We start from the raw sequence: 22,556 nt of genomic DNA, 5'->3' as shown, positions 1-22,556 counted from the left end.
GTGAAACAAAACAGAAAATCTGCGTCTTTTTATGTCGCATATACATTAAAGTTGCTTTGGGGCTTAGCTGCCTTAAGCCTTGTTTTGGTTGCTGTTTGTCTCACCCTACTGCGATATTCACTGCCCTACATGAATGACCAAAAGCATCATTTAGAAGACTGGTTATCTGAAAGAGTTGGCGCAGAATTAACAATAGGCGAAATTAATGCACAGTGGCATGGATTTGGGCCAGCTATAGTCTTAAATAAAATCACCTTAACCCAAACGAATCAGTCACCGGTCTCACTGACAATTGATGAGACCACCATAGAAGTAGACTTTTGGCAGTCAGTGTTAGCAAGACAAATTCAGTCCAATGAGTTCGAACTACGAAACATGGAACTCAGTGTTGACGTTACTTCACTCAAAACAAAAGAATCCGACTACCCAATAGTAGAAGCCTTAGAAGAGCTATTTTTGCAGCAGCTTCAGTCGTTTTCTGTCAGTGATAGCAGGATCATCCTAAACACTCAATATTCTCAACAAGTTGTTTTAGTGGACCAAGTATCTTGGTTCAACAAAGATGAACACCACCAAGGAATAGGCCAACTTCAGATAGAAGAGATAGCCAAAAACTCTGCATCATTCGTCTTAGACCTAAAGGGTAAAGGCAATGATCTAAATGGCACTTTTTATGCCAAAGGTGAAGAGGTTGATCTTTCACCTTGGATACAACAATGGGTAACCAGTAACCATCAGCTAGTAGAAAGCAGAGGCAACTTTGTAATGTGGGCTGCCATACAAGATAAGGCAGTGCAGTCAGTACAGCTCGACCTATCTAACAGTCGATTCAGCTGGCAGCAACCTAATCAGCAAGCTTCAACTAATAATCTAGAGGCGCATATTTTAAAGGGGCAAATTAACGCCAGTCCTACTGATGATGAATGGATTTTTAATTTTGATAACCTCACCTTGCAAGTCAACGATCAAATATCGGTCTCCAATTGGGTAGGTAAAATAGACGCCAGCGGCAATACATCTATTGAGCATACGCAGCCTTTAAAGCTCGCCACACTTTTACCCATGCTAGCCCTGACCATTAAGCAAGAAAACATGCTCGAACTTCAACAAATGGAACTTGAGGCTAAGCTTGACCATATCTACCTGCAGCTGTCTCCTCAAAAGAACTTAGCACTACAAGCAAAAGTCACCGACATCGGCTGGAAACAACATAATTTATTACCAGGAATGAACAGCTTAGAAGCAGAGTTAAACTGGTACGGGAATAATGGAAAAGTAACGTTAAAAAGTAAAAGCGGCACACTTTCAATCGATAATTTATTACCTGAAAATATTGAATACCAAAGACTATACGCAGATATATACATTCAAAAATCAGCGCAAGGACTACAATTTGAAACAGATAACGCGCTATTTAAAAGCGACCTTATCACAGTTAATTCTGAAGTATCTTTTGACACTAGCGACAAAAATCTTTCACTGAAAACTAGGATAGACGCAATTCAGGCAAATGCTTTAGCTAGTTTGTATCCCACTCAAAAAATGGGAACGAAAACCCGATCTTACCTAGTCAACGCCATACAAGATGGGCAAATCAACAACGCTCAAATATTGTGGCATGGCCCAGTAACAGAGTTTCCTTTTGAACAAAACCAAGGAATATTTCAGGCTCAATTTGATGTAGACAAAGGCCAATTCACCTTTGCCCCCCAGTGGCCTACATTAACAAATATTTCTGCCAATTTACTGTTCAACAATGCAAGCTTAACCATCCAAAGCCAGCAAGCTAATTTGCTGGAAGCTAACCTAGTTGACTTAACCGCTTCAATTCCTTCATTCGCGCCAGGTTCCACTTTGTATATTAAGGCAAAAGCTAAGGCTTCTGGGCAGCAAGCTACTGATGTAATTGCCCAAAGTAGTCTCGCCAAGACGCTAGGGAAAACTTTACAACAAGTGGTTATCGAGGGTCCTGTATCCACAGATTTAGACTTAAGCATCCCTTTAACGGGTAAAAATATTGTTGCAAAGGGTGAAGTAAACCTCCTTGGCAATGAAGTAACAATTACCAACCTTGGCATGCACTTATCTGATAGTACAGGGCAACTTGCCTTTAATAATGACCAAATATCTATTCAGAAAGTAGAGGCTTTACTTTTCAATCAGCCTATCGCTTTATCATTATCAGGAAGCCAACAAACATCTGGCTACCAAACCAACATAGAGGTAACGGGTGACTACCAAATTACACCTTTACTAGAAACCTACCACCCCCAGTTAGCAACATACTTAGATGGCAATAGCGCTTGGCAAGCTAATGTTGATATCACTATTCCAACCCAAGGGTTTCAATACAGCGCTACACTTACCAGCAGTTTATCCCAAGTGCGCTCAACTTTACCGCAACCTTTCAATAAAGAAGTCGAGCAAATTTTACCATTAATGGTCTCGAGTGAAGGTAATCAGCAAGCATCAAACATTAAAGTTTCTCTAGGAAACAACATTGAATTTAACGGTATACTTCCCCACCAAGACAAGCAGTTTTCAAGGGCCCACCTAGCCATAGGAAAAAGCGATCTGGTAGGCATGGGATTAGGTTTTAGTATCTCCGCAAATGTTGCCGAGTTAGACGCTAGCCCCTGGTTTGAAACCATGCAAACACTGTTAACCAATATACCTTCATCTACAAAGAAACCTCTGCTTGAAGCACCTAAACGAATCTTTATTAAGGCAGATAACGCAATTATCTCGTCCCAGAGGTTAACGGATGTTGAAGTGGTAGCTAAGAATACTGAGGACAGCTGGTTACTAGACATAGATGCAAAGCAAACCAGAATGGAAGTCGCGCTGTACAAAGACTGGTTGCAAAAAGGCGTAGACATTCATGCTGATTTTATTGCGTTGGATACATGGCAAAAACCAGAGTCAGATAATCCTTCAACACCCCTACTGCAAGGAAAAACCAACGCTCTTCCTCCTATCAATATATCCTGCTTACGTTGTAGCTTCATGGACAATAACCTAGGCAAGATTGACCTAAAGTTATCTCGCAGTACCTCAGGAATGAAAATAGACAATATCAGAGTGGATAATGACCATGGCCTGTTTTTTGGTTCTGGAGACTGGTTCATAACAAACGATAAAAGTAGCACTAGGCTAACAGGTGAGTTTCATAGCTCAGACTTTGGCGCATTACTCAAAGGCTTTAAGGTTAACTCCGGAATTAAAGACTCCAAAGCCCAAACAACCTTTGACTTGAGCTGGCAAAATGCCCCTTATGCATTCAACTTTGAAACCTTAAATGGTCAGATTGATTGGCGTTTAAGTGATGGCTACATTACTGAAATCACAGATAAGGGCTCACGTATTTTTAGTATTCTTAGCTTTGAATCACTGGTTCGTAAGTTAAAGCTAGACTTTAGAGATGTGTTTGCAAAAGGGTTTTTCTACGACAAAATTGATGGCAGTTTTCAAATTCATGATGGCATAGCAGATACCAGAGACACAGTGGTAGATGGCGGCGCAGGTGAAATTATTATGGAAGGTTATACCGACTTAGCCGCCAGAGAGCTCAATTATAATATCGAGTTCACTCCAAAAATCACCTCTAGCTTACCCGTTATCGTGGCATGGATGGTCAACCCAGCAACCGCTATAGCGGCCCTTGCCATTGATCAAATGTTAACCTCAGCCAAGGTAATATCTAACATTAACTTTTCGCTGACAGGGACCATAGATGCTCCTGTAGTGACAGAGTTAGGCCGAGACAGTCGCGAAGTAACATTACCCGCACGAAAAATTCCAGAAATTGACTCAATAGAGCCAGATATCGACACACCAGATACTATTGAGATACCAGACGAGGAGCCAATAAGTGAGTAACCTAATCGCCATTCAAATGAACTCCTCAGAAAGTGTTGCAGATAATTTGCAGTTTGTTGAAAAGCAATTGCAAAACCTACAGGCACAACGCCCCTGCTTAGTAGTATTACCAGAATGCTTTGCCTGTTTTGGCGGTAAAGAAGATACCATTCTTAATATCGCAGAGGATTTAGGGCACGGGCCAATTCAGCAAAAACTCAAGGCAATGGCTAAGCAATACGATGTATGGTTAGTAGCAGGCAGCATGCCTATTACCTGCGGTTTACAAAATAAATACACGGCCTCTTGTTTACTTATTGATAACGCCGGAAACCTAGTAGAAGAGTATCAAAAGATTCATTTATTTGATGTGCAAGTAGCTGACAATACCGGCAGCTATCTAGAGTCACGCACTACTCAAGCAGGTAGTAAACTCGTGGTAACCAACACCCCTTTTGGCGTGTTAGGCATGGCTATATGCTACGATGTTCGTTTTGCAGGTATGTTCCAAGCTATGGCAGAAATAAGCCAATTGGACATACTTACCTTACCAGCAGCCTTTACCCAGAGAACCGGCCAAGCTCACTGGGATGCACTTCTAACCGCAAGAGCCATTGAAAACCAATGTTATCTGGTAGCAGCAAATCAAACCGGAGAACACGGGAATAAGCGACAAACCTACGGCCACTCCTGTATCATCTCTCCATGGGGAGAAAAACTTGCAGAGCTCACCACCCAAACAGGCTTGATACAAAGCCCAATTGACCATAATCTATTGACTGAAATCCGCAATAACATGCCAGTCTATCAACACAATAAATTCAGGAGTCACCTTGTCTAATCTAGTGGAAACAAACTTATTGGATGCGTCAGATTTAACTCGTTCAAACCTCGAAACAGCACTAGATAGCATATACAAGCATGACAACGATTTTGCTGACTTATATTTTCAGGCCAGCCAACACGAAACCTGGGTACTAGAAGACGGTATCATTAAAGAAGGGAGCTATAATATAGAACGTGGTGTGGGTGTGCGTGCAGTAAGCGGCGAAAAAACCGGCTTTGCTTATTCAGACGACATCTCTCCTAGTGCCTTGTTAAAAGCGTCTAAAGCAGCCCGCAGTATTTCAGCCTCTGGTGGCAAGCACAAAGTCAAAGCATTAACTCCAAGTTCTCAAACTCAACGTTACCGAGCAGACAACCCATTGCTTGGTATGCAAGACCAAGAAAAAATAGCCCTACTTCGCTCAGTAGATAGCTACATACGTCAGCAAGAAAGCGCATTAACCCAAGTCATTATTAGCATTAGTGGCGTATATGAAGAAATCCTTGTGGCAGCAACAGACGGTACATTTTGCACAGATATTCGTCCGTTAATTCGCTTAAACTGCTCAGTGCTAATGGAAAAAGACGGCCGTAGAGAAAGAGGCAGCGCAGGTGCTGGCGGACGTTTTGCCTACGATTATTTTACAACCGATGAAAACGGTCGCCCTCGCTTTCAACAAATAGCAGATGAAGCCATTCACATGGCCCGAGTGAATATGCAGGCTATTGCAGCACCAGCAGGGCAAATGCCTGTAGTCTTAGGCTCTGGCTGGCCCGGCGTGTTATTACACGAAGCAGTAGGCCATGGCTTAGAAGGCGACTTTAACCGTAAAGGTGCCTCAACCTTCAGTGGCCGCATTGGTGAACAAGTCGCTGCCAAAGGCTGCACAGTAGTAGACGATGGCACCTTAGAAAACAGACGTGGATCATTAAGTGTCGATGACGAAGGCACCCCAACCCAATACAATGTGTTGATAGAAGACGGCATTCTAAAGGGTTACATGCAAGACAAACAAAATGCCAGACTTATGGGTGTTGCACCCACGGGTAATGGCCGCCGTGAATCATACGCCCATTTACCTATGCCGCGAATGACAAATACCTACATGCTAGGCGGTGAGCATAGCCCAGAAGAAATCATAGCCTCAATCGACAAAGGCATATATGCCCCTAATTTTGGCGGCGGCCAAGTCGACATCACCTCAGGAAAATTTGTATTCTCCACCTCTGAGGCTTACTTAATCGAAAATGGAAAAATTAGCACTCCAATCAAGGGCGCAACATTGATTGGAAACGGCCCAGAAGCCATGCAAAAAATATCTATGATAGGGAACGACCTAGCCTTAGATAAAGGCGTAGGCGTATGCGGTAAAGATGGCCAAAGCGTCCCAGTTGGCGTTGGTCAACCCACTTTAAAAGTCGACGAGCTAACCGTAGGCGGTACCGCTTAATAACCAAAACTATTTTGCCCCCATACCTCAGCTTACATTTTTAGCTGAGGTACTTGAGCGGCAAACATACTAATCACCCTATAGGCTCGTCAACACTGCTAATAATTAGATCCCGCAGCCATTTATGACCAGAGTCTTGCTCAAAGTGTTTATGCCACAACAACACATAAGCCCCTAATTCAAACTTAATGGGCATAGGCAGGGTGCGAAGTTTAAAATGAGAAGCCATTTGTTTAGCATATCTAGCAGGGGCGCATAAAACTAAATCACTTTGTTCACATAGACTCATAGCACTATGAAAGTCTGGCATTTCTATGGCTATGTCGCGAGACAGCTGCTGCTCTGATAACACGTCATCTAACAACCACTTATCTATTCCCCCCATAATTACTTGAATATGCCGATAGGATAGAAAGCTCTGCAGATCCCATGTGCCGTTTAATGCAGGGTGTCCTTCTCGTAGTAAACACAATGAGTGTTCTCTAATTAAAGTCGCGTGATTAAGAGCATCAGGAATAAAGCGCATATGCAAAGGAGAGCGCTCATCCCATTCTCGACATGCGATGCCAAGATCGATTTCGCACTTCAGTAATTTGTCTAAACTTCTAGGCTCCCAAGTTTGCGTAAGCAAACGAACATTAGGGGCATCAGCAAGCAAATTAGGCATAAAGTAAGGAAAGGTTACAGAATAAGCCGTGTTGAGCAGGTCAATGCGAAAATGGCGATTACTCACAGCAGGGTCAAAGGCATTTGGGCGAGTAAGCTGGTCGAATTGAGACAACAACTGCCGCAATTGTGGCAACAATTCTAATGCTCTAGGTGTGGGCTTTAGACCCTGTGCAGAGCGCTCAAATAAAGGGTCGTTAAACAACTCCCTCAAACGAGCAAGGTGCTTACTTACCGCTGACTGACTAAGGTTTAAACGCCCTGCAGCAGAGGTAACACTATGTTCTTCAAATAAAATATTGAGGACATGCAACAGTTTTAGATCTATGTTTTGCATAGCAACATTCCCATATGGAATGAAAACAATAACAATAATTCATTTTTACTCATAACGCTAATACCATACACTTGCGCTGACTTTCGCAATTACCTCGTATCGGAGCCATGAATGACTCGTAAAAGCCTACTTCCCCTGCTGATCCTAATGGTGTTATTCAGCCCTTTGGCAATAGATATATTTTTACCCGCCTTACCTGTTATGGCTCAAGACTTATCCGTCTCCTTGGTGACTATGGGTTGGAGTGTCACCATATTTCTATTAAGCCTTGGTCTAGGGCAACTCATTAGTGGTCCACTAGCAGACCGCTATGGTCGCAAACCCGTGGCGCTTGGTGGGGTAGTTGTTTATGGCTTATCGTCAGCTTTGATTATATTTGCCTCAAATATTGAGTTAGTGCTGGCTGCTCGTTTATTACAAGGTTTTGGTGCCTGTGCCATAGTGGTCGCAGCCTTTGCTTGTGTTAGAGACCGGTATGATGCAATCCAAAGCGGCGTTATGTACAGCTACTTAAACGGTGCAATATGTTGTATTCCTGCTCTTGCACCTTTACTAGGCAATCTGTTGACTGAATACTTCGGTTGGCGTAGCAATTTTCAGTTTATGGCGGGATATGCAATATTTGCAGGCTTAATCATTGCGTTTTCTCTCACCGAAACCCAATCAGAAAAAACACCCAATAAAAGTAGACTGATTAATGTAACAACCTATTTCAGTATCTTAAAACACCCAGTATTTCTGTTTAATGCCCTTGTGGTCATGTTGGCCATGGCCATTATCATTGCTTATGTCACAACTGCTCCGGGTTGGTTAATGGTGAATTTACAACTAGCGCGCTCTGAGTTTGTATTTTGGTTTAGTTTAAACGCCGTATTTAATGTCGCAGCCTCTTTACTTGCACCTAAAGCATTACTGAAGTGGGGGCCAAGAATAAGTATAGGTCTTGGTATGCTAGTACTTATTGTGTCTGGTTTGCTGATGATGGCCCTAATGCAATGGCATCATCCTGCTGGCTTTATGATACCTATAATACTGAGCTCAATTGGCTTTTCATTGGTTATGGGGGCATGTGCAGGGCAAGCACTGGCGCCCTTTGGCGATAAAGCGGGTACTGCATCAGCATTATTAGGGTTTATTCAAATGACGGGGGCATCAATAATTGTTGGGCTGCTTCAATCAACGGACTTAAATGCAGTTTGGCAATTAATCATACTAATGCTAAGTATATTGCCCATTTACTGCCTATATAAAATGCCATCAATTAAAACAAAAATTACCTTCAATGATAATGTTATTGGTCATAATGAGGTACTATAGATACAAGTTTAGAGGTTATTATCTGAAGTAAACTGTTCCATTACTCTATGTTACTTTTAATTTATTAGGCCATACGTGAACTACCAATTCTTTAAACAAAATTCTGAAGGTAGAGATTTTATCTGTGGCGATGTTCACGGGTATTTTAACATTCTCGAAATGCAGTTAAAAAAACAAGCATTTAACCCAGCCATAGATAGAGTTTTTAGCGTAGGCGACTTAATCGATAGGGGTAGAGGCTCTGCTGATGTACTGGAATGGCTAGAAAAACCTTGGTTCCATGCTATTCAAGGTAACCATGAGCGCATGCTCATTAAAGTGGTTGAAACTAAGTCCAAAGAATTACGCCAGCAATGGAACAATTGGGGCGGAATATGGGCGAGAAGCTTAGACTACACAGCTTTGCAGGTTTTTTACGACAAAATCATAAACATGCCTGCAGCTATAGAAGTTGAGATTGCACACGGCCAGAGTGTGGGACTAGTACATGCCGAACTACCAGACCAATGCGACTGGCTAGAAGTCAAAACTATGCTTTTAGAAGCATCAGATAAAAACAACATTGAAGACAACCCAGCCATTAGCGACTTGTTTTGGAAAAGAGCACAACCTTTCTTTGATGATATAAAAAAACAGCAGGTTGAACCTGTAAAAAATATATTCCATGTTTTTCACGGTCATACACCAATTAAAGCTTACACAAGTATCGCTAATCGCACATTTTTAGACTTAGGTAGCTATAAAACAGGATTAATTGGATTGATAGACATACAAGACTTTCTATTTAATTAAGTTACATCCAAATAAGGCTACCCTCAGGGCTAAAACAGCCTTAACATCACTAAAACACAAGTAGTGATTCATTAAAATAACGGAGTGCGCTTTGGATAGTTTAATTTATGTAGTCACTGGCTTGTTTGTCGTGGCTACGCTAACCCCACTATCAAAGCATTCTCATTGGCTTATCAGGGGGTTAGACTTCCCTAGAGTTCAGTTGGCTTGTATTGGTGCTTTATTAATTTTGCTACAAGTCATGTTTTTCAAGCTGTCTTCGCCCCAAGCTTGGGCAGCTATCGCCTTAAGTGTTATATGTTTAGCCGGGCAGCTTTGGTGGATTTTACCCTACAGCAAGTTTTGGAAAAAAGAAGTTCAAGACAGCACAAATACAGATAAAGAAAAACAGCTTAGCATTCTTACTTCGAATGTTTTAATGACCAACAAAGACGCCCATAAGCTAATCGCACTGGCCAAAAAATATCAACCAGACGTACTTGTCACCCTAGAGTCCAACCTATGGTGGGAGCAGCAACTTTCTTGCTTAGAAGAAGATATGCCAAACACCATCAAGTGTCCTCTTGATAATCTGTATGGCATGCATGTTTACTCGCGATTACCCCTACACAAAAAAGAAATATCGTTTCTAGTGGAAGAGGATATTCCATCTATGCATGCTCTGTTAGAGCTTCCCACTGGCGACAAGATACGAGTCCACTTTTTACATCCTGCACCACCTAGTCCTACAGAAAATCCAGAGTCAGCTGAACGAGACGCGGAGCTGGTAATCGTAGCCAAAAGCGTTGCAGACAGCGAACAACCAGTAATAGTTACTGGAGATTTGAATGACGTAGCTTGGTCTCGCACCACCCGTTTATTTAGACAACTAAGTGGCTTACTTGATCCCAGAGTCGGCCGAGGTATGTTCAATACATTTCATGCAGACTTTGCACTTCTACGCTGGCCACTAGACCACTTATTTCATAGCAGTCATTTTACCACTAGGAGCATTCAACGCTTACCATCGATTGGCTCTGATCACTTTCCTTTTTTTACTCGGCTAACCTTCAACCCAACAAACAAATCTACCCAATCAGGCTTAAGGGCCGATGAAAATGAAAAAGCTTTTGCTGCCACTGTTGCATCAGAAAAAAATGTCAGCAAAACAGATGTACCTAACCCAGGTGAATAACCAAATTAGCTTATTAAGTTGCTCCTTTAGTTACGCCTAATGCTGACAGCTAGTGTTTGGGCAATAAAATTCACCAAGCCACCTCTTAATCAAGTACCTCACACTTAGACTAAAGGTAACTTTATTTCCTTTCTTGTTTACGTTATGTTCATCACAGGATTGAGATCAACGATAGCATTTGTTACATCGATGATTATTGCCAAGGAGCAAAAAAGCAGTGTTAATACGCAACATTTGTATTTTACTCATGTCATTATTAGGTCATGGATTAGCACATGCCACTTCAAAAGAGCCTCTTATTATCTCGTTCGCAGGTGGGGTTGAACGAGCACCATACGCAGAATTAATTGAATCTACATATAAAGAGCTAGGCTATGACACCATAATAGTCGATATCCCTGCTAAACGAGGTTTGCTCCAATTAAACAAAGGTGCCATTGATGCTGATGTGGTGAGACTAAAAAAGAACGCCGAGCTTTACCCAAATATTATAGTGATTGAACCAGCCATAACATCAGGAGTCATTGCACTGGTTTGCGCCCAAGGTGTTAAATGTGATCCAAGCCTACTCAAAAATGAGGACGTTGAAATATACAGTCATGAGGGGATAGTCACGCAACTTGGCAATGCAGAGGTAACAGCAAAGATCATTAGCCATGAGCGCATGTTTAGTATTATTGACATGCTAGTAGCACAAAGAGGTAATTATGCGTTATACGCCTGTGACTTTAATACCCTAAATAATCTCCCCTCAAACTTAACAGCAGTAACAATAAAAACAGTATATGGGTATCACGTTATCAGTAAAAAAATAGCTCATTTACGCCCCTTAATTGAAGCTAAAATAGAAGAAAAACTACCAGAGTTTCATGCCACCCTACGCACCTACAATAAACAGTAAGAACCCCTTAAATGAATTATCAGCTCAGTACAGATGTAACAACGGATTTTCAGTACATAGTTCTATTATAAGTTGGTTTTTAACCTTAAATTGCTTATCGTAATGGTTTAGATATTGGCCTTAAAATCAGATATTTTCTATATGAGTGTGCCCCTTTAGCTATAAAGCTCGCTGCAAGTGCGGTAACTGGGATAATTCCACCAACAAAGTATCGAGGTTTTTTATGAGTGACTTAGTTCAAATCATAGTTTTAACACTAGTGGCTGGGATCGCCATGCCGATAGGTGCATCTATTGCGGCGGTTGAACGTATTCGCCCACTTTGGTTAGAAAACGAGATACGTCACAGTGTTATTGCTTTTGGTGGCGGTGCGCTTTTGTCTGCCGTTGCCTTAGTGCTTGTCCCTGAAGGGGTGAGCCATTTATCTAATCTTATGATAATCATTTGTTTCGCGGGCGGTGGAATAGTATTTATGTTGCTAGATATACGCTTGGCTGCCAACGATACGCCTCTTAGTCAGCTAACTGCTATGTTGTCAGATTTTGTACCCGAAGCTTTAGCCCTTGGTGCTACTTTCACTCTATCAAAAGATACTGGATTGCTGTTAGCCGGCATCATTGCCTTACAAAATATGCCTGAAGGCTTTAACGCCTTTAGAGAAATCAAAACATCAACCCGTTATAGCGCCTTAAAAATTATAGGGGCCTTTACCTTAATGGCTCTATTGGGGCCTATTGCAGGTATAACAGGCTATTTTGTATTGTCAGACTCACCTCAAATTATATCTGGCATCATGTTATTTGCCGCCGGTGGGATCTTGTATATTATTTTTCAAGATATTGCGCCGCAAACCACACTTAAAAAACATTGGGCGCCGCCACTAGGGGCCGTTGCTGGATTTTTACTAGGTGTATTAGGGCAGGCATCGGTAGGGGCCTAACCTAATATTGCCAAATAAGCTTTGGTACAGCGGGTATTTCAACAAGAGCAGGCTAGGTTAGCCTAAAGATACAAGTAAAGGTGGTTAATTTTGCTGCAGGGCTATTCGGCCAGGTTTCACAACTTGTTTAACGAGCTTGACTTCAGGAGCGAGTTTAAACAAATCACCATTTAACCCCGTCAAACTTCTAGGAACATGGCTCTGGCTTGCCATTTCAGCATTGGCTCTTAAGTGCTGTGCTTCACCATGGGTTGGCACAGCAATGTCGGGGCGCACCCAGTTATACATTTGCTTGAGCTCTTCTTGGCAAGGATGCCCAGATGCATGAATAGGAAGTGGCGAATCTTCAGAAATTAAAGTGTGTATTTTGCGGACTTTAAAAGCTTTTAGTAGGTTTTCTATTGGTTTTTCGTTACCTGGGATAACAATAGAGCTAAACACAACTAAATCTCCTTCATCTAAGGAGACATCTCTGTAGGTGTCTTTTGCTAATTGATTTAACGCGGCTCTTGGCTCACCTTGGCTACCGGTTGCCACTGCAAGTACTTCTTCGGGCAGTAAGTACCCAGTATTGAACGCGTCTAGTACGGGTAAATCGTCTGGCCAGTGCCCCGTTGCTTTTGCAGCGCCGACAGTGTTTTGTAATGAGCGGCCAAGTAGTGAAAAGTATCGTCCTGTTTCTTTGGCGATTCTGGCTAAAATAATCAACCTTGCAATATTGCTACTAAAACACCCCACCACCACACGGCCTGTTGCCCCTTCTACCGCTTGCTTTAACCCTTGATAACAAGCTTGTTCAGAAACAGAGTACCCTGCCCGTGTCGCATTGGTGGAATCGCAGACCATGGCTAAAATATTTTGTTTTGACAACAGCTTAAATGGTTGGGCATTAAAAGGGTTGTCAGTGACAGGTGCTAGGTCTATTTTCCAGTCGGCGGTATGAAACACATTGCCCGCTTCTGTTCTGATTACAAATGCATGGGCTTCGGGTAAAGAGTGGGTTATTGGCAACCATTCCACATTAAATGGACCAATATCTATACGCTGGCCGCTATCAATTTCGATTATAGGTATGTTGTCACCAAGCCCGCCTCTGGCCAACTTACGCCTGAGAATTTCTGCAGTGTATTTAGTGGTATACACAGGGCATTTAAAGCGTCGCCATAAAAAAGGTAACGCCCCTAAATGATCTTCGTGGGCATGAGTAATGACTATTCCGGCAAGGTCTTCTTTACGCTGGCTAATAAACTTAGGGTCTGCGGCGACCACATCGTGCTTATGCTGGCCCGGCAAGTGAGCCTGCGCCTCTGGGCACAGCGGGCTATTAAAAGTAATACCACAATCTAACATTAACCATTGCCCAGCATGACCATACAGGTTCATATTCATACCTATTTCGCCTGTACCGCCTAAAGGCAGAAACCACAGGTCTTTATCACTGGGAATGAGAGATTGAATACTTAACTCCGAAAATTAAAATTGAATAGCTAAAAGGTGGGCCTTTGCTACTTACTCTGGCTTAAAAACACCAATAACGCTTTCGCTAGTGCGGGTGGCTTTTGTGACATTTTTATCAGTTTGAGACTCTGAATAATCACACTCTACGCACTGCAATTTTTCTACGTTGTTTTCAAAGTACAGCATAATTGTGTCTAACGCCCGGCACTTTGGACAAGTAGCACCGGCGACAAAGCGTTTTTTTGTTTTGTTAACCATTTATTTTAACCATATTAGGGATTTTTTCGTGTTGCCATCTTGCTATGATACCTGCAATTAAAATGTAGTGTTATCCCTTGTTTTCACAAAGCTTTGATATATACGAGCAAAATAAACATAGGGGTCAGTCTTAAACAGGTTTTCATGATTCAATTTTCTGATGTTTCTTTAATGCGAGGTAGCAAAATGCTACTTCAAGATGCCAATGCTGTAGTGTACCCAGGCCATAAAGCAGGCCTTATTGGCGCAAATGGCTGTGGTAAATCTACCTTATTTGCCTTAATCAAAGGTGAATTACACACCGAGCAAGGTGATTTTAATATTCCTAAAGATTGGCAAATAGTGTCTGTCGCCCAAGAAACTCCCGCCGTTGAACGCTCGGCCCTTGATTACGTAATAGACGGGGATAAACAGTACAGACGTTTACAAGCCCAACTAGCAGAGGCAGAGCAAACCCAAGACGGAGAAAAAATTGCCACCTTACATGGACTATTAGAACAAGCTGGCGGCTACGATATTGACTCACGGGCCGCAACCATATTGGCAGGCTTAGGCTTTGCTAACGACGCCATGAAAAACCCAGTTTCAGCGTTTTCGGGTGGTTGGCGTATGCGCTTAAACTTAGCGCAAGCCCTTTTATGCCACTCTGACTTGTTATTGCTAGATGAGCCCACCAACCATTTAGACTTAGACGCAGTTATTTGGTTAGAAAAATGGCTACAAAGATACACTGGCACCTTAATGCTGATATCCCACGATAAGTCTTTTCTAGACAGCACAGTAAACGAGATTATCAGCGTTGAACAACAGCAACTCGTTAGCTACACAGGTAACTACGATGCTTACGAAAAACAAAAGGCTGAGCGATTACGCTTACAAAGTTTGCAATATCAAAAGCAGCAAGACCAAATTGCTCACCTAGAGTCTTTTATTAATCGCTTTGGTGCCAAAGCCAGTAAGGCCAAGCAAGCTCAAAGCCGCGTAAAACAATTAGCCAAAATGGAAGCCCTTGCCCCAGTGATGGCGGCATCTGAATTTAGCTTTGCCTTTTTTACCCCTCCTAAGTTACCTAACCCTTTGGTGAAAATAGAGCAGGTAAAAGTAGGATACGACAGCACCATCATTTTAGAAAAACTCCACTTAAACCTAGTGCCCGGCAGCCGCATTGGGCTACTTGGTAAAAACGGCGCCGGTAAATCCACCTTAATCAAACTACTCGCCGGCGAAAAGTCCCCCATGGAAGGTATTTACGAAACCTCGGCAGGTTTACGTATTGGGTATTTTGCCCAACACCAATTAGAATTTTTACGGGGTGAAGACTCAGCCCTTGCTCATATGCAAAGGCTAGATAACAAAGCCACAGAACAAAGTTTACGTGACTACCTAGGTGGCTTTGGCTTTAGGGGCGACAACGCCCTAAGTAAAGTCGCGCCAATGTCGGGCGGAGAAAAAGCACGGCTAGTGTTAGCCATAACCGTGTACCCAAAACCTAACCTGTTACTACTTGATGAGCCCACCAACCATCTAGATTTAGAAATGCGCCACGCTTTAAACATGGCATTGCAAGGCTTTGAAGGCGCCATGGTACTGGTTTCCCACGACAGGTTTTTATTAACCTCTGTATGCGATGACTTTTATCTAGTAGACAGCGGCCAAGTGCAACCCTTTAATGGCGACTTAGACGACTACAAAGACTGGATTTTAAAAGGTGATAAAACCAAAGACAGTAGCGATGAAAAGCCAGCCGCAAAAGTCGATCGTAAAAATATAAAACGCCTAGAAGCAGAGTTTAGACAAGCCACTAAACCCATACGCAAAGCCATAGAAAAACATGAAAAAACCATGGCAGACGCCCAGAAAAAGCTCGCCACACTCGAAGAGCAACTAAGCGATACCGAACTGTATAACGCAGACAACAAAGAGCAACTTAAACAAGTCTTAGCTGATCAAGCCAAGCAAAAATCAACCCTAGAAGACGCAGAAATGGAATGGCTTGACCTACAAGAACAGCTTGAACAAAAGCAACAAGACTTCGATCAAAGTATGGCCGAATAACTCCGCTAGCTATTAGTAAATCAAAAGGTAAACAAACCAAACCATGGAACAAGCCATTGCGGGTTATCACAAAGACGAAGAAGATGATTGGGTGGCCGAATTAGCCTGCGGCCACTTTCAACATGCAAGGCACAATCCACCTTGGACCAACCGCCCATGGGTAACCACCCCTGAAGGCCGCCACGCCATGCTTGGCTATAAACTTAACTGTAAAAAGTGCGACGAAGGCCAGCCACCAGATAAACTCTAGCCCCCCTTAAAATAGCATCCCTTTACCTAAAGTGCTGCGCCCCGAAAAGAAGACCATAAAGACCATGTAGGTCGGGCTGTAAGCCACCAGCTAGTTTTCTTGGATGTACATATAAGTAACCTCCGCAGGTCGGGCTTCAGCCCGTCAACTTATTTTGCAGTGACCATTAACTGCTAATTCAACTTATCCGGTTGAACGCCCTAGGCTCTTAAACCGTTAATTATCTTGGAAGCTCATATAAGTACCCTTCTGTAGGTCGGGCTTGAGCCCGTCAGCTTATCTAGCAGTGACTATTAACTGCTAACTCAACTCCTCAGGTTGAACGCTCTTGGTTGTTAAACAGTTAATTATTTTGGATGTACATATAATTCCCTTCCGTAGGTCGGGCTTGAGCCCGTCAGCTTATCTAGCAGTAACCATTAACTGCTAATTCAGCCCCTCCGGTTGAAAGCCCTAGGTTGTTAAACAGTTAATTATTTTGGATGTACATATAATTCCCTTCCGTAGGTCGGGCTTGAGCCCGTCAGCTTATCTAGCAGTAACCATTAACTGCTAATTCAACTGCTCCGGTTGAACGCCCTTGGTTGTTAAACAGTTAATTTTCTTAACAAATAATAATTAGCTAACAAGCCGAAGAATAACACTTGGTAAAGGCTGGATAAATTTGATACAAAGGATACAAGGATAAAATGAGGCAAACAGCCAGTAGAAAAACAGGTAAATTGCATCATATTAAATCGTTAGCTGCAGGTGAAACATGGATGAACAAACCAATACAATTGTAGGATTAATACTTGGTGTAATTATGGCAATAATTACATGGGCGACAATTTCCAAACGTGAACAGCAGCTAGACGATCCGAATGACGATAGTGTCGTCTACCTCGACCAACTAATTGCAACATCAACACTTCAGAGTGGTGGGAAATACCTTTTACGAGTGCTACGACAAAGTGGAAATTTACAAAAAGATGATCAGGTACTTGATACACATGAGGCTGCTATAAAAGCTGCGATTTCTACTTTTAAGCGTGCAAAAATTGAATACGCATTTATCACAAAAAATACAAACGTAGAGTTCTCTTTTCGTCGTCCATACCATCACCACGGTGGTAGCGCGGAAGGAAAAAAAGTAGGTAGTATAGAAATTTATAAAATCGAGTAACTTGCAGCTAACAAACGCATAAACTCTCGCTGCGCTCGCAAGGAACAAAAACACGTAGGCTCACTGCGCTTCGCTTGGTATTGTAGCCTACGTTTTTGCCCGTTATGCGGGTGTTAAATACCTAGGGGTAGATATGGTCGTATACAACCCAATTTGGCTCCAATTGATTTTTTACATTGGAATAATAGCCTTTCCTTGCTTGTCTGGTTATATGTTCTATTTGGCTTATGAAGCATTTTCTAAAACTGGAATAAGTGGGACTGGAATATTTTTATTCTTAGGTGTCGCCGTAGCTTACATATCTTACATAGGTTTGCTCTTAGCTAAATTTGTTCCCGCTAAAGTTATTTTTGACGAGTCTCAGTTTACTGTGGAAATGCAAGGTACTAAGTGCTCCTATGCATGGTCAGACATTGCTTCAATAAAAAATTATGAAAACTCGCAAATACTTAAGCTATTTGATTCAAACGGCGCGACAATTTATGTTGTAGACCATATGACTCCGGGCTATAAGCCGTTTGCTGAGAAAGTGAACGAAGTAATCGGTATCTAAAGACAAGTAAAATAACAAAGTCCCATTTTAAAAAAGTAAAAAGCTGGGGTGAGAATTTTGCGAATTTTTAGAATGAGCATCGTTATTAGCTACACAGATAAAATAAGGCAAACAGCCAGTAGAAAAACAGGCAAGTTTCCTCATATCAAATCGTTAAGTGGCAAGAGGTAGAGGTGAAACCATTTAAAATTCTTTGGCAGGTGGCTGCGCCATTATGCTCTGGGTGCCCCCTATTGTTTAAAAATCAACAACCTATGGAAACTTAGATTGTGCCATTTTTCAGCTTCCTATTTTTCTTTACTTTTGTTCTTTTTGTAGCAACTTCAACACTAGTGTTTGCTTGGAAGTATTTAAAAACGAAAGATGTAATATTCCTAAAGAAACTTGGGCTTGTTTGGGTTATTCCTAGCGTATTAATTGCTCTAATGCTTTATGCGTATTATCCAATAACCAAAGAGAGAGTTGTTGGGCTATACCAAATTGATACCAATTTTTATCCTGGTAAAAACGCTGATTGGCAAAAGGAGCACTTTTCATTTGAAATCAATGAGAATGATGATTTTCTGTTCCATGAGAAGCTAAAAGATGGAACCGTGAAAACCATAAAGGGTAAGGTGGTATGGTTCAGACAATCACCACCAATGTTATTCCGTATAGAGATGGAGCATGCTCATCCCCTAGTTGACGAATATCCAACGCTATACCGAGGTAACAGAGCATTTTATTATGTTTTTGATTCTAAGTTCGGCAATATGTTCTATCGTAAAATCAGGTAGTTAATCGAATAATCGAAACTGTCTAGCCTACTGTACAATTAACACTGCCGCTTTAACCACTTCCCTACAGCTTTAAATTGCGTGAATAGTGAAAACTAGTTGTAAAACAACATGTATAGGCCGCCTACTAATCTAGTTACATCTTTTAAGGAAAGCTATGGTTCAGGAAATCACTGTAAGCTCAAACCATAAAGACCTAGACATAGAGTTAATTCACTCTTTTCTAACCAAATCATATTGGGCTAAGAATATTCCTTTTCATACCTTGCAGAAATCCATCGAAAATTCGTTAGTATTTGGAGCTTACGATCAAAGCAAAAACCAAGTAGGCTTTGCTAGAGCAATTACAGATAAGGCTACATTTGCTTATCTCGGTGATGTGTTTGTCATTGAAAAATATCGTGGTAGAGGAATTAGTAAATTACTTATGGAAGCCGTTTCGCGCCACCCTGACCTACAAGATCTACGTAGGTTCATGTTGGCAACAAGCGATGCTCACGGTTTGTACTCAAAGTTTGGATTTGTTCCAGTGGAAAACCCTGAGAAACTCATGCAAATATTGAAGCCCGGTATTTATAAATAGCGCACTAATAGTGCAAACAGGACAACCTTTTTAACCCTATGAAATATATACTTTTTATCTTCCTTACCCTGTCAAGCGCTGTGGTATTAAGTGATGACGATGACTTTTTTCTTAAAGAGCGCAATGATCCAACGGTAGAGAATGCATTCGCAGCCGCGAAAGCAAATATAGATGTGTTTTTAGATGCTCTGAAGGCAAGGGGTTCTGACGCTTCTAAGTATAACTATTACGGCGTGTACCTTAAGTTCACCGAGGGTGATACCGTAGAGTTTTTGTGGTTGGCCGACGTGCAAGAGTATAAGGATTTTTATATTGGTGTCATTATTAGTGAACCCCAGCTATTAACCGATACCAAATATGGTAAAACTATTGGGTTCCATCCATCAGATATATACGATTGGCAGTTAAACGAAAAAGAATCAGGCAGGGTTTTAGGGACGTTTTTGGCTTGTGCCACTTCCAGTGAAGACTACCTTAATGAAAACGGGTTTATCTGTAGCAAGTGATATTCATAACTAAGTTATCAACCCTTTTAAGCGAGTTGGCTGCTCCTCCAATACTTTGCTTCATAGAACACCATAAAGATGTCGAAGTCCTTTAAAACCAAGCCAATAACAAGACGGCTATTTTAAGTAGTTTTGGCACTTTTCTTAAAACTCTGATTTTATATCCCCCCTATTTGTTGTTAACAAAAACAGTAAGTTAACAGCAATTAATACAATTTAATTTTTCTTTACCAGTGCTACTTAACTAATAGGAAGACCAGTTGATCTTGGTCAATAATTCAACCTAGATGTGTAGTTTTGGCTTAGCTTATTGGTTATTTTAATTTCAGATGTTTTAACAATAAGGCTGCTCAATTGGCTAATTGAATATTCGCTAGATTTGCAAGTAGCTCTACCCTTCTAGGGGCTTTAAATGGATGACCTGAGGTTATAAAGAGCTTAGTTTTTAGTTTTGAACTTAATAGCCTTCACCGCCTCAAAATTAAAAGCTGAAAACTTGCAGTTAACTAAAGACGATGAACTTTTTACTAGCGAGCTTTATCAAGCTGATTTGAACAATGAATATACTTTGGAGATAGATATGACTGGTTTTTTGAAGCACGATGCAATGCACTTGAAATTCCCAATGGAAAACCGAGATACGGATTTTGAATGGTGGTATTTCGACGCCGCATTAGACACAGGCGACCATGTCGTGGTGATGTATTCAATGAACGATACCCGTGTCTATCCTCGACAACCCACAGTTCGCTTGAATATTTATACAGCAGATGGACGAGAAATTAGCGAATTGGTGCGATATACCGATGAGCAGGTAAGCGTATCTTACGATAAGTGCGATGTGCAATTAGGTGCTGACATTTGCATCGACCAAGGTGACCATTTTGAGATTAAAGTCATGTGCAACCAACACGGCTTTCACTTGAAGCTTTTCAAAGACTTCGAACATTGGGTGGTTGGCAAAACGCCACAAGAAATGGAGCATGTTGCTATGGGGTGGACGATTGCAGTACCACAAGGTCGTGTAGAAGGTACGCTAATAAAAGACGGGGTTGAAACTATCGTCAAAGGCAGTGGTTATCGCGACCATAACTGGGGCACTAAACCTATGTCTACTGGCCTTCGAAACTGGTATTGGGGCAAGTTACACACACCTGAGTATGCAGTGGATTACTCAGTAATGATCCCCCGTGAGGGCGAGCCACAACCAATGTGTTTAGTATTTTCAAAAGATGGTGTTGTTATTGATCCTGTTTTCAATCGCGAAGGTCTAGTGCTAACAGGCTCTGTTGAGAATATTGTTCCCGCAAGTGAAAGCGAATTAGGATTGGCTTATGCAAGCACACTCAAAATGAAGGCATCTCAAGGCAACTTCGAAATAGAATTCAAAATCGAGCTAGATCATCTTGTTATGGCTGAGCGCCCTTTAAAGGAATGTGCTCCCCATGGGGAACCGGCTTATCGGTACATAGGCAACGAGACTATTAAGATCACTAAAGCAGGGGAAACCCATGAGTATAAAACACAAGCGTTACATGAAATTGTGTTCACCGTAAGTGCAGAAGATCAATACAAAGGATACGCATAAATAATAGGGCTTTTATCACAAGCAATTGACAATCACGAGTAGCTAGTCACGATTATGTGCTAGCTTCTAGCGACTAGTTACACTTTAAGCAGTGTTTTGCTAATTTTTAGAATGTGGGTCAAGATTAAATATTAGTTGATATTCATTACAGCAAACCTGGGAGAGTAAATGATCTGTAAAGGATGTGGGGAAGAAAAGGAGTTGATTGACGCACATATTATTCCCAAATGGGTCTATATGAACTTAAGATCAGACAGTAATCATCTAAACCTGATTTTAAGCTCTGAGCATAATAAGAACAGTAGAATAAGTAGATCAAACAAAGGGGATTATGACAAGACTATTCTTTGTAAAGAGTGTGACTCGGTATTTGAAAAATGGGATGGGTTCGCTAAAAGATTATTAGTAGATGAATTTAATAATTTTAAAGAAATAAGAGATAACGGGGAATTATTAGCCTGGGATATGGGGAAAATAGATCATCGGTCGCTGGTTTACTTTTTTCTAAGTATATTATGGCGCTCATCTATATCACACAGACCTTTCTCTAGAGGTGTGCAGCTTGGCACTCATGAAAAGATAATCAAAAGTATATTATGGGAAAGAAAGCTAGATAACTACCCTTGCTATAGTGTTGTTCTATTTAAGTTTTACCAAGATAAAGACAACACTATTGAGAAAACAATTTTTTCTCCAGAGTTAGTTAAATATGACGGCATTAACCACTACCATCTCTATTTAGCTGGATATAAGGCAATTATTAAAATAGACAGAAATAGAAAGAACCCCAATTTTTCGAAGTTTGAAATTAAGGAAAATAACTGTTTAATTTTAGCTAAGCCATTTGGCCAATCTAAGGAAGAAAATTATTTAAAGAGCTGCAAAAATAGGTACCAAAAACACACCAAGTAACATTTAGCATATTTATTCTTAAAACCGCTATTCAATTTAAAGCCTCACTAGCCCTAAAATTCAGAAACGTTAACAGACACAAAAGCAAGGAAATCGGACTATATTTAAGGCTAACTGCTAACAGAACAAACACTTTATTCGCTAGTTAATCACCTTATAGCCTGCCCATCGCTCAATGACTACATCACCCC

Annotated in this window: 20 protein-coding genes; 17 read left to right on the top strand and 3 right to left on the bottom strand. The window is 41.4% G+C overall.

The annotated features are described in order from the left end of the window. From ACMUMK_RS14830 to tldD, 3 genes are read left to right on the top strand one after another with little or no spacing between them, the layout of a single operon-like run. On the top strand, positions 1-3,879 hold the full coding sequence (locus ACMUMK_RS14830; RefSeq protein ID WP_414701920.1) for a YhdP family protein: 3,879 nt from the start codon (positions 1-3) through the stop codon (positions 3,877-3,879). Then, positions 3,872-4,699, top strand: a complete 828-nt coding sequence (locus ACMUMK_RS14825) for a carbon-nitrogen hydrolase family protein (protein WP_414701919.1) — start codon at positions 3,872-3,874, stop codon at positions 4,697-4,699. Before ACMUMK_RS14830 ends, ACMUMK_RS14825 begins: the two co-directional genes overlap by 8 nt. Further along, entirely contained in the window at positions 4,692-6,134 is a 1,443-nt protein-coding gene (tldD, locus tag ACMUMK_RS14820; protein ID WP_414701918.1) for a metalloprotease TldD, read from the top strand. The genes ACMUMK_RS14825 and tldD overlap by 8 nt, the downstream gene beginning before the upstream one ends. Positions 6,135-6,207: 73 nt before the next feature. Here tldD and ACMUMK_RS14815 read toward each other — a convergent pair whose 3' ends face one another. Continuing rightward, a complete protein-coding gene (locus ACMUMK_RS14815; protein ID WP_414701917.1) occupies positions 6,208-7,137 on the bottom strand; it encodes a LysR family transcriptional regulator in 930 nt (309 codons plus the stop codon). A 111-nt stretch (positions 7,138-7,248) separates the two neighbouring features. Here ACMUMK_RS14815 and ACMUMK_RS14810 point away from each other — a divergent pair, with 111 nt between their 5' ends. The 5 genes from ACMUMK_RS14810 (at position 7,249) to ACMUMK_RS14790 (ending at position 12,261) form a co-directional block, all read left to right on the top strand. Next, entirely contained in the window at positions 7,249-8,454 is a 1,206-nt protein-coding gene (locus ACMUMK_RS14810) for a multidrug effflux MFS transporter (RefSeq protein ID WP_414701916.1), read from the top strand. A 75-nt stretch (positions 8,455-8,529) separates the two neighbouring features. After that, positions 8,530-9,246 (top strand): metallophosphoesterase, encoded by a 717-nt coding sequence (locus tag ACMUMK_RS14805; protein ID WP_414701915.1) that lies wholly within the window; start codon positions 8,530-8,532, stop codon positions 9,244-9,246. A 91-nt stretch (positions 9,247-9,337) separates the two neighbouring features. Further along, the gene (locus tag ACMUMK_RS14800; protein ID WP_414701914.1) at positions 9,338-10,420 is read left to right on the top strand and encodes an endonuclease/exonuclease/phosphatase family protein; all 1,083 of its coding nucleotides are present in this window, start codon (positions 9,338-9,340) and stop codon (positions 10,418-10,420) included. A 217-nt stretch (positions 10,421-10,637) separates the two neighbouring features. After that, entirely contained in the window at positions 10,638-11,321 is a 684-nt protein-coding gene (locus tag ACMUMK_RS14795) for a hypothetical protein (RefSeq protein ID WP_414701913.1), read from the top strand. Positions 11,322-11,544: 223 nt separating this feature from the next. Next, complete coding sequence (locus ACMUMK_RS14790; protein ID WP_414701912.1) at positions 11,545-12,261, top strand: ZIP family metal transporter; 717 nt, start codon at positions 11,545-11,547, stop codon at positions 12,259-12,261. An 84-nt stretch (positions 12,262-12,345) separates the two neighbouring features. Here the strand turns inward: ACMUMK_RS14790 and ACMUMK_RS14785 are convergent, their stop codons facing one another. Further along, the gene (locus ACMUMK_RS14785) at positions 12,346-13,644 is read right to left on the bottom strand and encodes a ribonuclease J (protein WP_414702023.1); all 1,299 of its coding nucleotides are present in this window, start codon (positions 13,642-13,644) and stop codon (positions 12,346-12,348) included. A gap of 126 nt (positions 13,645-13,770) precedes the next feature. After that, positions 13,771-13,977: a YheV family putative zinc ribbon protein gene (locus ACMUMK_RS14780; RefSeq protein ID WP_133469975.1), complete on the bottom strand. Its 207-nt coding sequence runs from the start codon at positions 13,975-13,977 to the stop codon at positions 13,771-13,773. Positions 13,978-14,121: 144 nt separating this feature from the next. Here ACMUMK_RS14780 and ACMUMK_RS14775 point away from each other — a divergent pair, with 144 nt between their 5' ends. The 9 genes from ACMUMK_RS14775 to ACMUMK_RS14735 all read left to right on the top strand — a co-directional run bounded on the left by ACMUMK_RS14775 (position 14,122) and on the right by ACMUMK_RS14735 (position 22,365). Next, positions 14,122-16,032 (top strand): ATP-binding cassette domain-containing protein, encoded by a 1,911-nt coding sequence (locus ACMUMK_RS14775; protein ID WP_414701911.1) that lies wholly within the window; start codon positions 14,122-14,124, stop codon positions 16,030-16,032. Positions 16,033-16,075: 43 nt separating this feature from the next. Then, entirely contained in the window at positions 16,076-16,282 is a 207-nt protein-coding gene (locus ACMUMK_RS14770; RefSeq protein ID WP_414701910.1) for a DUF3565 domain-containing protein, read from the top strand. 757 nt (positions 16,283-17,039) lie between these two features. Next, positions 17,040-17,447 (top strand): hypothetical protein, encoded by a 408-nt coding sequence (locus ACMUMK_RS14765; RefSeq protein ID WP_414701909.1) that lies wholly within the window; start codon positions 17,040-17,042, stop codon positions 17,445-17,447. A gap of 133 nt (positions 17,448-17,580) precedes the next feature. Further along, positions 17,581-18,000: a hypothetical protein gene (locus ACMUMK_RS14760; RefSeq protein WP_414701908.1), complete on the top strand. Its 420-nt coding sequence runs from the start codon at positions 17,581-17,583 to the stop codon at positions 17,998-18,000. A gap of 269 nt (positions 18,001-18,269) precedes the next feature. Continuing rightward, a complete protein-coding gene (locus tag ACMUMK_RS14755; RefSeq protein WP_414701907.1) occupies positions 18,270-18,776 on the top strand; it encodes a hypothetical protein in 507 nt (168 codons plus the stop codon). A 157-nt stretch (positions 18,777-18,933) separates the two neighbouring features. Next, complete coding sequence (locus ACMUMK_RS14750) at positions 18,934-19,359, top strand: GNAT family N-acetyltransferase (protein WP_414701906.1); 426 nt, start codon at positions 18,934-18,936, stop codon at positions 19,357-19,359. A gap of 38 nt (positions 19,360-19,397) precedes the next feature. Continuing rightward, complete coding sequence (locus ACMUMK_RS14745) at positions 19,398-19,865, top strand: DUF2314 domain-containing protein (protein WP_414701905.1); 468 nt, start codon at positions 19,398-19,400, stop codon at positions 19,863-19,865. 451 nt (positions 19,866-20,316) lie between these two features. After that, positions 20,317-21,453 (top strand): hypothetical protein, encoded by a 1,137-nt coding sequence (locus ACMUMK_RS14740; protein WP_414701904.1) that lies wholly within the window; start codon positions 20,317-20,319, stop codon positions 21,451-21,453. A gap of 168 nt (positions 21,454-21,621) precedes the next feature. Next, positions 21,622-22,365 (top strand): hypothetical protein, encoded by a 744-nt coding sequence (locus ACMUMK_RS14735; RefSeq protein ID WP_414701903.1) that lies wholly within the window; start codon positions 21,622-21,624, stop codon positions 22,363-22,365. Positions 22,366-22,556 lie beyond the last annotated feature (191 nt).

Source organism: Paraglaciecola sp. 2405UD69-4, from assembly GCF_047525415.1.
Classification (GTDB): domain Bacteria; phylum Pseudomonadota; class Gammaproteobacteria; order Enterobacterales; family Alteromonadaceae; genus Paraglaciecola.
This window is presented reverse-complemented; position numbering and strand designations above follow the sequence as displayed.